Below are 14,522 nucleotides of genomic sequence, written 5' to 3'. Positions count from 1 at the left end.
ACGGCTTACCGCCGGCTCAGGATCGCGACGGCGTCGGCTTCGAGGTCGACGCCGGCCGCGCCGGTGACCTCAGCGCTGACGAGGTCGCCCACCACCAGCCCGCTGCCCCGCACATAGGTGGTGCCGTCGACCTCGGGCGCCTGGTGGGCGGCCCGCCCCTCGTACAGCCCGGGTTCGGCCTCCTCCTCGATCAGCACCTCGACCGTGCCGCCGATGCGCTCCTCGGCGCGCTGGCTCATCAGCTCCTCGGCCAGCCGGCCCACCTGCTCGACCCGGGCCGCGACGACGTCGCCGGGGAGCTTGCCGGGCAGCCCGGCCGCCTCGGTGCCGTCCTCGTCGGAGTAGCCGAACACGCCGACGGCGTCCAGCCGCGCCTCCTCCAGGAAGCGGGTCAGCTCGGCCAGGTCGGCCTCGGTCTCGCCCGGGAAGCCGACGATGAAGTTGGAGCGCGCCCCGGCCTCGGGCGCCAGTTCGCGGACGCGGGCCAGCAGTTCCAGGAAGCGCTCGCGGTCGCCGAAGCGGCGCATCGAGCGCAGGGTGGGGCCGCTGGCGTGCTGGAAGGAGAGGTCGAAGTAGGGGGCGACGCCCGGGGTGCCGGCGATCACCTCGATCAGGCCGGGCCGCACCTCGGCCGGCTGGAGGTAGGTGACGCGGACGCGCTCGATGCCCGGCACCTCGGCCAGCCTCGGCAGCAGCTTCTCCAGCGAGCGGAGGTCGCCGAGGTCCTTGCCGTAGGAGGTGGAGTTCTCGCTGACCAGGATCAGCTCCCTGACGCCCTGCTCGGCCAGCCAGCCGGCCTCGGCCAGCACGTCGGCGGCGGGCCTGGACAGGTAGGCGCCGCGGAAGGCCGGGATGGCGCAGAAGGTGCAGCGGCGGTCGCAGCCGGAGGCGATCTTCAGGGCGGCGGCCGGGCCGTCGTCCAGGCGGCGGCGCAGCACCGGGCGCGGGCCGCTGGCCGGGGCGAGGCCGTCGGGGAGGTCGGCGGGGGGCGCGGCGCCGTGGCCCGGGGTGTGCACGGAGCCGCCGGGCCGCTCCGCCGGCGAGATGGGCAGCAGGGTGCGGCGGTCGCGGGGTTCGTGCGGGGTGAGCGGGCGGCCGGCCAGCACGTCGTCGAGGCGCTCGCCGATCTCGGTGTAGTCGTCGAAGCCCACGACCTGTGCCTCGGGCAGCGCCCTGGCCAGCTCACCGCCGTACCGCTCGGCCAGGCAGCCGGCCGCGACCACCCGGGCGCCGCCCTCGGAGGCCTCCAGCAGCGTGTCGATGGACTCCTGCTTGGCGGCCTCGATGAAGCCGCAGGTGTTCACGACGACGACGGAGGCGTCGGCGGAGTCGTCGACCAGGGTCCAGCCGGACCCGGCGAGTCGGCCGGCGAGCTCTTCGGAGTCGACCTCGTTTCGGGCGCACCCCAGGGTGACCAGGGAGACGGTACGGTCCGCAGACATGCCTCCGAGCATACGGGTCCGCGGCGGCGGCCGAGGCGGCCCAGTGCGTCAGGACGGGGCCAGGGCGGCGGTGGGCGGGTCGTCGGGCCGCACGGTGAAGGCCTCGACCTCGCCGCTCTCACCGACGGGACCGAGGTCCTCGCCGTTGACCAGCATCGTCAGGCCGCCGGCGTTGCCGACCACCACGCGCAGGTCGTGGTCGGCCGACCAGTCGCGGGAGCTGCCCTGCTCGATGGTGCCGCTGAACAGCTCCTGGCCCTCGGCGTCCTTGACGCTGACCCAGGTGGTCTCCTCGGCACGCAGTTCGAGGCGGAGCCGCTGCGCCGAGGGCGACGGGGAGGGCTCGGCCTGGGGCGCGGACTCGCTCGGCTCGCGCTCCTGCGGGCCGGTCAGCGACTCGGCGACGACGCGCTGGGCGGTGGCGGGGCCCTGCGGCGCCGGGGCGGTCACCGCGTAGAAGACCCCGTAGCCGACGACGCCGAGCAGCGCGAGGGCCATGGCCATGGTCCAGTTGGGGCGTCTGCGCGTGGAGACGGAGACGCGTCTGCGGCTGGAGAGGACGGGGTCGGGGGTGATGATGGTGTCGAAGCTCGGGGCGGGGCCGAACTCGGCGTCGAACTCCGCCACCAGCGGCACGGGGTCGAGGCCGAACAGCTTGGCGAGGCTGCGGATGTGGCCGCGCGCGTAGAAGTCGCCGCCGCACAGCGAGAAGTCGTCGCGTTCGATGGCGTGGATCACGGTCTCCCTGATCCGGGTCCGCTCGGCGACGTACCGGATGGAGAGGTTCGCCTCGCGCCTGGCCTGGGCCAGCTGCTCTCCGATGCTCACGCTGCCTCCCGCTGTGGAACACCTCGAGATCCCGGACGGCATTGCTGACGATCCGCTACCCACGCTAACGCAGGGTAATAACAAAGATCCCGGTTGATGGTGATCGTGTCGATACCGTTAGGAACGGCGCGGCGGGCGCCGCGGTCTGAGAAGCTGGCGGTGCCCGAACCACGCGCCCCCGCCCCTCTCCCCCGGAGGTCCTCGTGGACGACACCTATGCCGTCCTCATCGCTCCGATCGTCGGAGTCATCGTCACCATCGTCGGTGTGGCGCTGGTCCGCTCGGGCCGCCAGCTCAAGCGCGACGGCCACCGGGTGCCCGGGGTGATCGTCGGCAGCCGCCCGGTCGGGATCGGCTATGTCCGCGTCTCCAAGAACGTCTACCTCAAGGTCCGCGGCTCCAGCAGCGGCGCCAACACCCATGCCCCGGTGGTGCGCTTCCGCACGCTCGACGGCCGGCAGATGACGGCCTCGCCCGGCTACGGCTCGAACGTGGCCATCAACCGCGAGGGCAAGGAGGTGACGGTGATCTACGACCCGGACAAGCCGGAGCGGGTCCGCATCGACGGGCACATCGACAATGTGCTCGGCCCGGTGCTGTTCATCGGCCTCGGCCTGCTGTTCACCGTGATCGGCACCCTGGTCTCCTTCGCCGTGCTGACCTGAGCGGCGGCCGCGGCTACTCCCCGCGCAGCCGGGTCAGTACCTCGGGGAGGTCGTCGGGCTGGACCAGCACGTCGCGGGCCTTGGAGCCCTCGCTGGGGCCGACGATCTCGCGGCTTTCCATCAGGTCCATCAGCCGGCCCGCCTTGGCGAAGCCGACCCGCAGCTTGCGCTGGAGCATCGAGGTGGAGCCGAACTGGGTGGTGACGACCAGCTCGATGGCCTGCAGCAGCAGGTCGAGGTCGTCGCCGACGTCCTCGTCGATCTCCTTCTTGCGGGTCTCGGCGGCGGCGACGTCCTCGCGGTAGGTGGGCTCGGACTGCTTCTTGACGTGCTCGACGATCGCGCGGATCTCCTTCTCGGAGACGTACGCGTTCTGCAGCCGCATCGGCTTGGAGGCGCCCATCGGCAGGAACAGGGCGTCGCCCTGGCCGACCAGCTTCTCGGCGCCGGGCTGGTCCAGGATGACCCGGCTGTCGGAGAGGCTGGAGGTGGCGAAGGCCAGCCGCGAGGGCACGTTCGCCTTGATCAGCCCGGTGACCACGTCGACGCTCGGGCGCTGGGTGGCCAGCACCAGGTGGATGCCTGCCGCGCGGGCCAGCTGGGTGATGCGGACGATGGCGTCCTCGACGTCGCGCGGGGCCACCATCATCAGGTCGGCCAGCTCATCGACGATCACCAGCAGGTAGGGGTAGGGCTCGTAGACGCGCTCGCTGCCGGGCGGGGCGGTCAGCTCGCCCGCGCGCACCGCGCGGTTGAAGTCGTCGACGTGGCGGTAGCCGGAGGCGGCGAGGTCGTCGTAGCGGCGGTCCATCTCGCCGACCACCCACTGCAGGGCCTCGGCGGCGCGCTTGGGGTTGGTGATGATCGGCGTGATGAGGTGCGGGATGCCCTCGTACATGGTCAGCTCGACCCGCTTGGGGTCGACCAGGATCATCCGCACCTCGTCGGGGGTGGACCGCATCATGATCGAGGAGATCAGGCCGTTGATGCAGGTGGACTTGCCCGCGCCGGTGGCGCCGGCCACCAGGATGTGCGGCATCTTGGCCAGGTTCGCCACCACGTTGCGCCCCTCGACGTCCTTGCCGAGGCCGACCAGCATGGGGTGCTGGTCGCTCGCCGCGGCCGGGGAGCCGAGTACGTCGCCGAGGCTGACCAGTTCCTTGTCGGTGTTGGGGATCTCCACGCCGATGGCGGACTTGCCGGGGATCGGCGACAGGATGCGCACGTCGGCGCTCTTGACCGACAGGGCGATGTTCTTGGTGAGCGCGGTGACCCGCTCGACCTTCACCGCCGGGCCCAGCTCGATCTCGTAGCGGGTGACCGTGGGGCCGCGGGTGAAGCCGGTGACCTGGGCGTCGACGGAGAACTGGTCCAGCACGCTGGTCAGCGCCTCGACCACCACGTCATTGGCCCTGGTGCGCGGCTTGGGCGGCGATCCGGGCTGCAGCAGGCCGGCCGGCGGGAGGTCGTAGTCGCCGTCGACCACCCGGGACGGGATGGACAGCTGCTCGGCGGAGGCCGGCGGCGGGGTGGGGTCGGGCGGGTCGGGCCTGATGGCCGGCTTCTCCGCCACGATCGGGGTGTCGTAGGGCTTGTCGAGCTCGCCGGGGCCGACCGGCTCGGGCTCGGCGGCGGGCTTCCTGCGCCGCCGCGGCTTGGCGGGCTCCTCGGCCTCGGGACGCGCCTCGCGGGCGAGGGGCCGCTCGGGGTCGGCGGCGCGGCCGCCGCGCCGGACGAGCCCGCCGAGGCGCTCGGGGACCTTGCCGACGGGGGTCTTGGTGATGACCAGCAGCCCGAACAGGGCGACGAGGGTCAGCAGCACACCGGTGACGACCGGGGTGAGCAGGCTCGCCAGCGGCACCGCGGCGACGTAGCCGATGATGCCGCCGCCGGAGCGCATCGCGGTGGCGCCGTCGGCGGGCACCGGGAGGCCCTGGCTGATGTGGGTGAGGCCGAGCACGCCGACGCCGAGGGTGGCGGCGCCGATCAGCAGCCGGCCGGTGTCGGCCTCCTCGTCGGGGCGCCGGAACAGCCGCAGCGCGAACAGGCCGATGACGACGGGCACCACCGGGGTGGCGGCGCCGAAGGCGCCGAGGACCACCAGCCGGGTGGCGTCGCCGACGGCGCCGCTCATCTGCCACCAGGTGGCGGCGGCGACCACGATGGCCAGCGCCAGCACCACCAGGCCCAGGCCGTCGCGGCGGTGCGCGGGGTCCAGATCGCGGGCGCCCTGCCCGACGGCGCGGAAGGTGCCGCCGATCGCGCTGGACAGCAGGTTCCAGACGAAGGCCAGCACACCGTAGATGACGCCGCCGACCCAGGTGACCGGATCGGCTCCGCCCGCCGGCCGGCGGGACGCGGGCTTGCGCGCCGCCGGCTTCTTCGCCGCGGGCTTCTTCGCGGCCGGCTTGCCGGCGCCGGAGCGCCGCGAGGCGGCCCCGGCGCCGGATGCCTTCGCACCGCCGCGGGGGCGCGCCTGGCTCTGCGACGCACGGGGGGCCATGGTGGGCACTTTACCCAGCGACGGGCGGAGCGCGGTGGTTTCGGCCCGGTGTGTCGCCGAGGGCGCCCGGTGCCGGTCAGACGTCCATGACCACCGGGATGATCATCGGGCGCCTGCGGTAGGTGTCGCTGACCCAGCGGCCGACGGTGCGCCGGACCAGCTGGCGGAGCTGGTGGGGGTCGTTGACGCCGTCGGCGGCGGCCCGCTCCAGCCCCTCCTCCAGCTTGGGCAGCATGGCGTCGAAGTCGGAGGGGTCGATACCGGAGCCGCGGGCGTGGAACTGCGGCTCGCTGACCAGCTTGCCGGTGGTGGAGTCGACCACGATGACCACGGAGACGAAGCCCTCGTCGCCGAGGATCCTGCGGTCCTTCAGCGCCGCCTCGGTGATGTCGCCCACCGACGCGCCGTCGACGTAGACGTAGCCGCACGGCACCGCCCCGACCACCCGGGCCCGGCCGTCGATGAGGTCGACGACCACGCCGTCCTCGGCCACCGCGACGTGGCTCTCGGGCACGCCCGAGAGCACGGCGAGGTCGGCGTGGGCGCGCAGGTGGCGCCACTCACCGTGCACCGGCATGAAGTTGCGCGGGCGCACCATGTTCAGCACGTACAGCAGTTCGCCGGCCGGGGAGTGACCGGAGACGTGCACGCGGGCGTTGCCCTTGTGCACCACCTTGGCGCCCCAGCGGGTGAGGCCGTTGATGACCCGGTTGACGGCGTTCTCGTTGCCGGGGATGAGCGAGGAGGCGAGCACGATGGTGTCGTCCTCCTCGATCCGGATCTGGTGGTCGCGGTTGGCCATCCGCGACAGCGCCGACATCGGCTCGCCCTGGGAGCCGGTGGAGACGAGCACGACCCGGTCGGGCGGCAGTTCGTCGAGTTCGCGGACGTCCACCAGCAGGCCGTCGGGCACCTGGAGGTAGCCGAGGTCGCGGGCGACGTTCATGTTGCGCACCATCGAGCGGCCGACGAAGGCGACCTTGCGGCCGTGGGCGCCCGCGGCGTCCAGCACCTGCTGGACGCGGTGCACGTGGGAGGCGAAGCAGGCGACGATGACCCGCTTGGCGGCCCGCGCGAACACGCCGTCGAGCACGGGCGCGATGTCGCGCTCGCTGGTGACGAAGCCGGGGACCTCGGCGTTGGTGCTGTCGGACAGCAGCAGGTCGACGCCCTCGGCGCCGAAGCGCGCGAAGCCGCCGAGGTCGGTGAGGCGGCCGTCCAGCGGCAGCTGGTCCATCTTGAAGTCGCCGGTGTGCAGCACGGTGCCGCCGGGGGTGCGCACGCCGACGGCCAGGGCGTCGGGGATGGAGTGGTTCACCGCGAAGAACTCGCAGGCGAAGGGGCCGAAGGAGTGGCGCTCGCCCTCCGCCACCTGCTGGGTGACGGGCTTGATGCGGTGCTCGCCGAGCTTGCTGGTGATCAGCGCGAGGGTGAGCCGGGAGCCGATCACCGGGATGTCGGCCCGCTCGCGGAGCAGGTAGGGCACCGCGCCGATGTGGTCTTCGTGGCCGTGCGTGAGGACCAGGGCCTCGACGTCGTCCAGGCGGTGCCGGATGTGCTCGAAGTCGGGCAGGATGAGGTCGACGCCGGGCTGCTCGGTTTCGGGGAAGAGCACCCCGCAGTCCACGATCAGCAGCCGGCCGTCGTACTCGAAGACGGTCATGTTCCGGCCCACCTCGCCCAGGCCGCCGAGCGCGACGACGCGCAGGGCCCCCTTGGGCAGCGGCGGCGGGCTGGGGAGCTCGGGGTGCGGATGGCTCACGCGGACCCCTCCGACACGGAGTCGACCTTGACCGCGCTGGCGGGGACCGCCGCGTCGGGTGCGAGGCCGATGGGGCCCTTGACGCCCGCCGCGGCGAGGTCGCCGCGGAGCAGGGTGGTGAGCTCGACGGACGCGTCGGCCAGCGGGCTGCGGACCGGCCCGCCGGGCAAGCCGAACAGGTTGAGCACGGCCTTGACGGTGATCACTCCTTGGGTGCGGAAGATCCCGGTGTACACCGGGGTGAGCCTGCGGTGGATGGCGAGGGCGCGCACGACGTCGCCCTCCAGGTAGGCGTCGATCATGTCGTGCAGGTCGGTGCCGACGATGTGGCCCACGACGCTGACGAAGCCGGCCGCGCCGATGGCCAGCAGCGGCAGGTTGAGCATGTCGGTGCCGGAGTAGTACGCGAGGTCGGTGCGGGCCATCACCCAGGTGCTGGCGCCCAGGTCGTCCTTGGCGTCCTTGTTGGCCACGATCCGCGGGTGCTCGGCCAGTCTGACCAGCGTCTCCGACGCGATCGGCACCCCGGTGCGGCCGGGGATGTCGTAGAGCATCACCGGCAGGTCGGTGGCGTCGGCGATCGCGGTGAAGTGGCGGACCAGGCCCTCCTGCGGGGGCTTGTTGTAGTACGGGGTGACGGCGAGCAGCCCGCGCGCACCGGCCTTCTCGGCGCTGTGCGCCAGCTCGATGCTGTGCCGGGTGTCGTTCGTGCCCACGCCCGCGAGCACCGTGGCGCGGTCGCCGACCGCCTCGACCACGGCGCGTACGAGCCGCTCTTTCTCGCGGTCGCTGGTGGTCGGCGACTCGCCCGTCGTTCCGTTCAGCACCAGGCCGTCGTGGCGGTGCTCGTCGACGAGGTAGGTCGCGAGGCGGGCGGCGCCGTCGTAGTCGACGGCCCCGTCCAGGGTCATCGGAGTGACCATCGCGGTCAGCATCCGGCCGAAGGGCGCTTCTGGCGCTGTACTGCCTGCCATGGGGCCAACCGTACTCGGTATATCCCCTCATCGGGGACCACCCGGCGCGCGACGCGCGTGCGGTGGCGGGGTCCGGCCGGGCCCCAGGAGCGGCGGCGCGCGCCGCCGGGGGCGCGGCCGTGACCGGCGGCGGGCATGGGAAGACGCCGCCGGCGCGCGCTCGGGGGTACGCACGCCAGCGGCGCCTGTTTCATCATCGTGGCATATGTGGCGTCCCTTACACGGGATTTAGCCGAGTTTCCGGTAACTGTTATCGAACGGCGACGTTCTCAATCGGAATCGCGGCCGACAAACATGTTGGCCAGCCAGCTGACGATGCCGACGATGATGGCCCCCCAAAAGGCGGCCCAGAAGCCGTCGACCTCGAAGGCGAGCCCGAACTGCCCGGCCAGCCAGCCGGTCAGCAGGAGCAGCAGCGCGTTCACGACCAGGGCGATCAAGCCGAGCGTGAGGACGTACACCGGGCAGCCGACGGTCTTGACGATCGGTTTGATGACGGCGTTCACGATGCCGAAGATGACCGCGACCACCACGAGAGTGACGACCTGCTCACCGACCGAATCCGTCGTGACCTCAAGGCCGCCGACGAGCACCGTGGCCAGCCACAGCGCGAGCGCGTTCACAATGACCCGAATAAGTATGGACACGCTCCCGATCGTGCCACGGCGCGCGGCCGCTAAACCGAAGGCGCACCAATCCTCCGGGACAGTTCAGGGGCGCGGCGGCGCGACCCCGGGGTCGTCTCGGGGTCGGCGGCGGCCATGATCCGGGCGGCGGCCTCGCGCACCGGCCGCCAGGCGGCGAGCGCCCGCGCGATCCGGCCGGGCCCGCCGTCCGCGCGCCCGCGGCGGGCGGCCCGCAGCCGCCGCGCCGCCCGGTCCGAGCGCGCCCGCGCCCGCAGCTCCTCGATCCGCTCCCTGGCCAGGTAGGCCGTGCTCCAGGTGTCCATCGCGGCGTTCCTCCTCGGTTCCCCTCGCCCAGCTCAACACCATCTAAAGCATTTCACAGGTGTCGCGTGCATGCAACCAGCTATCCGGTTATGCTGGTTTCGGAGGCGCCGATGCTTTTCGAGGAACCCCCCGCCCGGACCGCGGCGGAGCTGCTGCGAGATTTCGCCAACACCTACGACGTCGAGCAGGCCGAGGAGTCGCTGCGCGCCCCGTCCGACCTGGTGGAGTGGCTGGCCTACCAGGGACTGGCCCCCGAGGCCGCGCAGGCGGGCACCGCCGCGCTGGACGCGGCGCTGCGGCTGCGCGCCGGCCTGCGCGCGGCGCTGGCCGGCCACCACGACGGCGCCGCCGACCACGCCGGACTGGCCCTGGCCGCGGCAGAGCACCCGCTGCGGCTCGGCTTCGACGCCGACCGGCCCGTGCTGCTCCCGGCGGCCGACCCGGGCGCCGAGCCCGTCGAGGCCGGGCTGGCGCGGGTGGTGGCGGCGGTGGCCGCCGCCCAGTCCGACGGCACCTGGACGAGGGTCAAGCTGTGCGCCACCGCCGACTGCCGGTGGGCCTTCGTCGACACCAGCAAGAACCGCTCCAGGACCTGGTGCTCCATGCGGGTGTGCGGCAACCGCGCCAAGACCCGCGCCTACCGGGCGCGCGGCCGCGACGACGGCCCGCCGCCGGCCTGAGCCGCCGCACGCGTCCCGCCGCCGGCCACCGCGCCGACCGGCACTAAGCTGGCGGCGATGACCACCCAGAGGTTCGTGCGCGCCGCCCGGGCCGCCGACGTCCCCACCATCGCACGCGTCCAAGTGGAGGCGTGGCGCACCGGCTACGGCCCCGCCCTCCCCGCGGCGGTGGTGGCCGAGCTGACCAGCCCCCGCGCCCTCGCCGGCTTCGAGGAGCAGTGGCGCGAGGCCGTCGAGAAGCCGCCCACGGACCGGCACCGGGTCTTGGTCGCCACCGACGAGCGCGAGATCGCCGGCTTCGCCGCCTTCGGCCCGGCGGGCGACCCCGACCGCTGGCCGCGCACCGACGCCGAACTGCTCGCACTCCACGTCGACCCCGCCCGGGTGCGCCAGGGCCACGGCAGCCGGCTCTCCCACGCGGTCGTCGACCACCTGCTCGACGACTCCTTCACCGCCGTCTACACCTGGGTGCTGGCCGCCGACAACCCGCTGCGCTCCTTCCTGGACGCCACCGGCTGGGGCCCCGACGGCGCCACCCGGGAGATCGACATGGGCGAGCCGGTGGCCATGGTGCGCTACCACACCGCCATCAGCCCCACCCAGACCTGACCGCGGGCGCGCGACCGCGCCCGCGGACACACCACAGCACCAGGCCGGACGCCCGGGCGGCGCCGGCCGGCAGGACGAGGAGACGCAGCGTGGCGACGGTCGGAGAGTGGATGGCCGGTGCCCGGCCGAGAACCCTGCCCGCGGCGATCGCCCCGGTCGCCGTGGGCACCGGGGTCGCGGTCGGCGCGGGCCAGCCGGTGTGGTGGAAGGCGGCGCTGTGCCTGCTGCTCGCGCTGCTGCTGCAGATCGGCGTCAACTACTCCAACGACTACAGCGACGGCGTCCGCGGCACCGACGCCCGGCGGGTGGGCCCGGTCCGGCTGACCGCCACCCGGCTGGCCCGCCCCCGCCACGTACTGGCCGCCGCGCTCGGCTGCTTCGCGGCCGCGGCCGCCACCGGCCTGGTGCTGGCCGCGACTTCGTCGCTGTGGCTGGTGCTGGTCGGCGCGCTGGCCATCGTCGCCGCCTGGTTCTACACCGGCGGCTCCCGGCCCTACGGCTACCGCGCGCTCGGCGAGCTGTCCGTCTTCGTGTTCTTCGGGCTGGTGGCCGTGGTCGGCACCGCCTACATCCAGCTGCTCGCCGCGCCGTGGACGGCCTGGGCCGCCGCGGTGCCCGTCGGCCTGGTCGCGGTCGCGCTGCTGGTCGTCAACAACCTGCGCGACATCCCGTCCGACACCGAGGCCGGCAAGCGCACCCTGGCCGTGGTGCTCGGCGACCGCGCCACCCGGCTGCTGTACGCCGGCGCCGTCGCGGGCGCCTTCGCCGTCGCGCTGCTCACGCTGGCGGCGAGCTGGTGGGTGGCGCTGGTGCTGCTGGCCGTCCCGCTGGCCGTCGCGCCGGTGCGCACCGTCCTGGGCGGTGCCACCGGTCCCGCGCTGATCCCGCCGCTGGCCGCCACCGGGCGGCTGCAACTGGTGATGAGTCTGCTCTACGCCGTCGGCCTGGCGCTGGGCTGAGCCCGGACGGCGAGAGCCCCCCAGAGCGGCCGGACGGCCGCCCCGGGGGGCCGGTCAACTCAGCGGAGGGTCCTCACCCTCCCCTGTACCGCATGCCCGTCGCTGCTACCCGGCGTCGCCGAACAGTTCGTCGTGGGCCGCGAACGCCGTGGCGATCTCGACCTGCGCCCAGAACCGGTGGTAGGTGAACGTCGGAGCCTCGCCGGTGCCGTTGAGGTACGCCTCGAGTTCGGGGAACGCGGGGTCGTCCTCGTAGAAGGACCGGATGGACAGGAAGGTGGAGTCGGAGTTGATCGGGTCGCCGTTGGCCATCTCGCCGGTCCAGCCCGGCGGGATGTAGAGGCCGTCGCCGCCCGGCTGGTACTCGTCGTCGAACCGGCCGTAGTCGGTCCGGGTCTCCTCGGTGGCGATGCCGAGGTCGTCGGTGTGCTCGAGCAGCGCGTCCAGCAGCCCCTCGCCCACGGTCCTGGCCTCGGCGTCGCCGGACGCCTCGGCGTAGTACAGCAGCGTCTTGGCGAGCGCCGCCGCCACACCGACGTCCTGGCCGTGCGAGACCACGTCGACGTGCAGGTCCGGGTTGCCGGTGTAGGTGCCCTCCCAGGTGTCGGGGGTGCCGCTCCACTCCATGTCGGCCGGGACGGCGAAGTCGCCGCCGGTGCCGACCTCGGTGTTGGCGATGGCCCACGGCACCCAGCGGTCCAGGATGGCGCCGGCGCGCTCGTCGCCGGTCATCTGGTAGAGCTGGGCCGTGCGCTCCATCTGCCAGACCTGGAAGCCGAACCACCGGTTGCTCGGCGGGTCGTTCCAGACCGGCTGCCAGTCGTAGTACATGCCGTAGAACTGCGAGTTGGCCGCGTCCGCCGGGGGCTGGGAGTAGCTGCCCTGCCAGCTGTTGGTCGCGCCGCCGGCGATACCGCCCTCGGACGACTGGAGCCACTGGAGGAACTCCAGCTGGCGGTCCATGCTGGTCGCCCAGTCCTGGGCGCCGGTGGGCGACTCGGGCCGCAGCTCGGGCACCTCCGACAGCGCGTAGGCCGCCAGCGGGTTCTGGTAGCCCTGGTGCGAGGCGCTGGAGCCGATCCGCCACGCCCACGGCGCACTGGTGTTGGTGGCGCCGCCCCAGGCGAAGTACCACGACATCAGGTAGTGGGCGCTGTTCTTGCCGGTGCCGGCGGGGCACTGGGTGGGCCCGACGCAGTCGCCGATCTCCTTGAAGTACTTGTCGTACATCGCGTAGCGCAGGTAGTCGCCCATCATGGCCGCGTCGGAGACCGACTCGGCCACCGCGTCGGCCTGCCCCTGCTCCTCGGCCCAGGTGTGCGCGAGCAGGGCGACCTGCACGGCGCGGGCGTCGGCGTCGGGGGCGTTGGTGTAGCGCCACTGCTCGGCGTAGGAGGCGTCGTCGGTGAACAGGTCGACGAAGCCGTTCTGGCCGCCGTGCTCGAAGGTCTCGCACGACGGGTGCGGCACGGTCTCCCAGACCGACTCGTGCGAGCCGCGCTGGAAGGTGTTGATGAACGCCGGGGCGTCGTCGGAGCCGTCACCGCAGAAGCCGTAGCCGTAGGTGTTGTCCACGTCCAGCAGCCAGTGCATCGCGTAGACCTCGTCGGTCCCGTAGGTGCTGCTCAGCTCGTTGGCCAGCGGGTCGTCGCCCACCGGCACGCTGGGCTGCAGCAGCGAGGGGTACTCCGAGGGGTGCGGGTACTCGGCCGCGTAGGTGGCCGGCGAGCCCGGGTCGTAGGCGCCGTTGGTCGGCTGGTCCTCGGTCTCGGGGATGATGTACTCCTCCATCGACGCCCAGGCGTCGTTGAAGGGTCCCCAGTCCTCGGTCACCCTGCCGTAGGCCGCCTCCAGCCACAGGTAGTAGCTGAACGCCTCCGAGGTGGTGGCGTGGCCGTGGTCGGGCGCCTCGACGATCAGCGTCTCCACCGAGTGGTAGGGCACCAGTCCGCCCGCGAACTCGCGGAAGTAGCCGTTGTCCGGGTCCTTGATCTTGTTGTACTGCTCAAGGAACTCGGCCTCGTAGACGGAGGCGCCGATGACCTCGCGCGCCTGCACCACCGCGGAGTCGTGCCCGGGGGCGGAGGCGGTGAAGGTCGCCGAGGCGCTGTCGCCGCCGTTGTCGGCCGACGCGATGGTCACCTCCTGGGGGTCGTCCCAGTTGGTGGCGGTGAAGGTCAGCTCGTCGCCGTCGGCGACGCTCAGGTCGGCCGAGCCCTGGGTCCTGGCCACGTCGACGGTGACCGTGCCGCTCGGAGCGCTGGCCAGCGTGACGTCGAAGGTCCCGGTGTCGCCCTGGCGGATGCTCAGCGTCGACGGGTTGGCGACCACGGCCGGCCCGTCGAGCACCTCGATGGCGATCGGGAGCGACGCGGCGCTCTCGCCGGAGTCGTCGAAGGCGACGGCGGTCACCGAGTACTGGCCGACCGCGGCGTTCTGCCAGTTGTAGGTGTACGGCGCGGTGGTGTCGGAGCCGAGCACCGTCCCGTCGGCGCGGAACTCCACCCGGTCGATCGAGCCGTCGGCGTCGCTGGCGTCGGCGGCCAGCTGGATCGGCTGCCCGGCGAGGAAGGCGGAGCCGTCGGCCGGCGCGGTCAGTTCGACGACCGGCGCCGAGCTGCCCTGCTCGTTGCAGGCGACGCCGTTCAGGGCGAAGTCGGTGGGCACCGAGTTGGTCGCGCCCCTGGTGCCCTGGAAGCCGAGCGAGACCGTCTCGTTGGTGTTGAGGCTGTTGTCCCAGCTCGGGTTGGTGACCCTGACGTTGCTGCCGCTCTGGCTGTACACGCCGTTCCAGCCGTTGGTCACTCGCTGGCCGTCGTCGAAGCTCCAGGTGAGCTCCCAGCCGTTGGGCAGCGGGTCGCCGGTGTTGGTGAGCGTGACATTGGCGATGAAGCCGGTGCCCCACTCGTTGGCTATCTGGTACTCCGCGGTACACGAGGGCGCCGCCAGGGCGGCTCCGGCCGGGAGCAGCGCCGCGGCCAGTGCCGCCACCGCCGCTCCGGCGAGCCCGCGCCGGCGCGATCGCACCAGTGAACGCAAACTCATCTGCGAAAACCTTCCGTTCGGTAGTCCGGCGGTCGCGGACGCGTCCGCCGGGGGGACCGGTCGTACGCCGCCATGGCGAGTCCTGGCGGCGTACGGCGGTCAGAA

Annotated in this window: 12 protein-coding genes; 4 read left to right on the top strand and 8 right to left on the bottom strand. The window is 72.9% G+C overall.

What is annotated here, in order from left to right:
- Positions 1–5: 5 nt before the first annotated feature.
- Positions 6–1,442: a 30S ribosomal protein S12 methylthiotransferase RimO gene (rimO, locus tag CLV72_RS06080; protein WP_106241474.1), complete on the bottom strand. Its 1,437-nt coding sequence runs from the start codon at positions 1,440–1,442 to the stop codon at positions 6–8.
- Between the two features lie 48 nt (positions 1,443–1,490).
- Positions 1,491–2,270, bottom strand: a complete 780-nt coding sequence (locus tag CLV72_RS06075) for a helix-turn-helix domain-containing protein (protein WP_170140890.1) — start codon at positions 2,268–2,270, stop codon at positions 1,491–1,493.
- Positions 2,271–2,473: 203 nt separating this feature from the next.
- On the opposite strand from CLV72_RS06075, the gene CLV72_RS06070 reads away from it, so the two are divergent.
- Positions 2,474–2,935: a DUF3592 domain-containing protein gene (locus CLV72_RS06070; RefSeq protein ID WP_106240519.1), complete on the top strand. Its 462-nt coding sequence runs from the start codon at positions 2,474–2,476 to the stop codon at positions 2,933–2,935.
- Between the two features lie 13 nt (positions 2,936–2,948).
- Here the strand turns inward: CLV72_RS06070 and CLV72_RS06065 are convergent, their stop codons facing one another.
- From CLV72_RS06065 to CLV72_RS06045, 5 genes are all read right to left on the bottom strand, one after another.
- Positions 2,949–5,438: an FtsK/SpoIIIE family DNA translocase gene (locus CLV72_RS06065; protein WP_106241471.1), complete on the bottom strand. Its 2,490-nt coding sequence runs from the start codon at positions 5,436–5,438 to the stop codon at positions 2,949–2,951.
- Between the two features lie 76 nt (positions 5,439–5,514).
- Positions 5,515–7,200: a ribonuclease J gene (locus CLV72_RS06060; RefSeq protein WP_106240516.1), complete on the bottom strand. Its 1,686-nt coding sequence runs from the start codon at positions 7,198–7,200 to the stop codon at positions 5,515–5,517.
- On the bottom strand, positions 7,197–8,174 hold the full coding sequence (gene dapA, locus CLV72_RS06055; protein WP_106240513.1) for a 4-hydroxy-tetrahydrodipicolinate synthase: 978 nt from the start codon (positions 8,172–8,174) through the stop codon (positions 7,197–7,199). Before dapA ends, CLV72_RS06060 begins: the two co-directional genes overlap by 4 nt.
- Positions 8,175–8,443: 269 nt before the next feature.
- The gene (locus tag CLV72_RS06050) at positions 8,444–8,821 is read right to left on the bottom strand and encodes a phage holin family protein (RefSeq protein ID WP_106240510.1); all 378 of its coding nucleotides are present in this window, start codon (positions 8,819–8,821) and stop codon (positions 8,444–8,446) included.
- Between the two features lie 29 nt (positions 8,822–8,850).
- Positions 8,851–9,123 (bottom strand): hypothetical protein, encoded by a 273-nt coding sequence (locus tag CLV72_RS06045; protein ID WP_106240507.1) that lies wholly within the window; start codon positions 9,121–9,123, stop codon positions 8,851–8,853.
- A gap of 111 nt (positions 9,124–9,234) precedes the next feature.
- On the opposite strand from CLV72_RS06045, the gene CLV72_RS06040 reads away from it, so the two are divergent.
- The 3 genes from CLV72_RS06040 to CLV72_RS06030 all read left to right on the top strand — a co-directional run bounded on the left by CLV72_RS06040 (position 9,235) and on the right by CLV72_RS06030 (position 11,372).
- The gene (locus tag CLV72_RS06040) at positions 9,235–9,804 is read left to right on the top strand and encodes a CGNR zinc finger domain-containing protein (RefSeq protein WP_106241467.1); all 570 of its coding nucleotides are present in this window, start codon (positions 9,235–9,237) and stop codon (positions 9,802–9,804) included.
- Positions 9,805–9,861: 57 nt separating this feature from the next.
- Positions 9,862–10,413, top strand: coding sequence for a GNAT family N-acetyltransferase (locus CLV72_RS06035; protein ID WP_106240503.1), 552 nt, complete (start codon positions 9,862–9,864; stop codon positions 10,411–10,413).
- 89 nt (positions 10,414–10,502) lie between these two features.
- Positions 10,503–11,372, top strand: coding sequence for a 1,4-dihydroxy-2-naphthoate polyprenyltransferase (locus CLV72_RS06030; protein WP_106240501.1), 870 nt, complete (start codon positions 10,503–10,505; stop codon positions 11,370–11,372).
- A 105-nt stretch (positions 11,373–11,477) separates the two neighbouring features.
- Here CLV72_RS06030 and CLV72_RS06025 read toward each other — a convergent pair whose 3' ends face one another.
- Positions 11,478–14,417, bottom strand: coding sequence for a glycoside hydrolase family 48 protein (locus CLV72_RS06025; protein ID WP_106240497.1), 2,940 nt, complete (start codon positions 14,415–14,417; stop codon positions 11,478–11,480).
- Positions 14,418–14,522 lie beyond the last annotated feature (105 nt).

It is taken from the genome of Allonocardiopsis opalescens (genome assembly GCF_003002095.1).
Taxonomy (GTDB): domain Bacteria; phylum Actinomycetota; class Actinomycetes; order Streptosporangiales; family Streptosporangiaceae; genus Allonocardiopsis; species Allonocardiopsis opalescens.
Note: the sequence above shows the minus strand (reverse complement) of the source record. Positions and strands in the feature narration are given on the sequence as shown.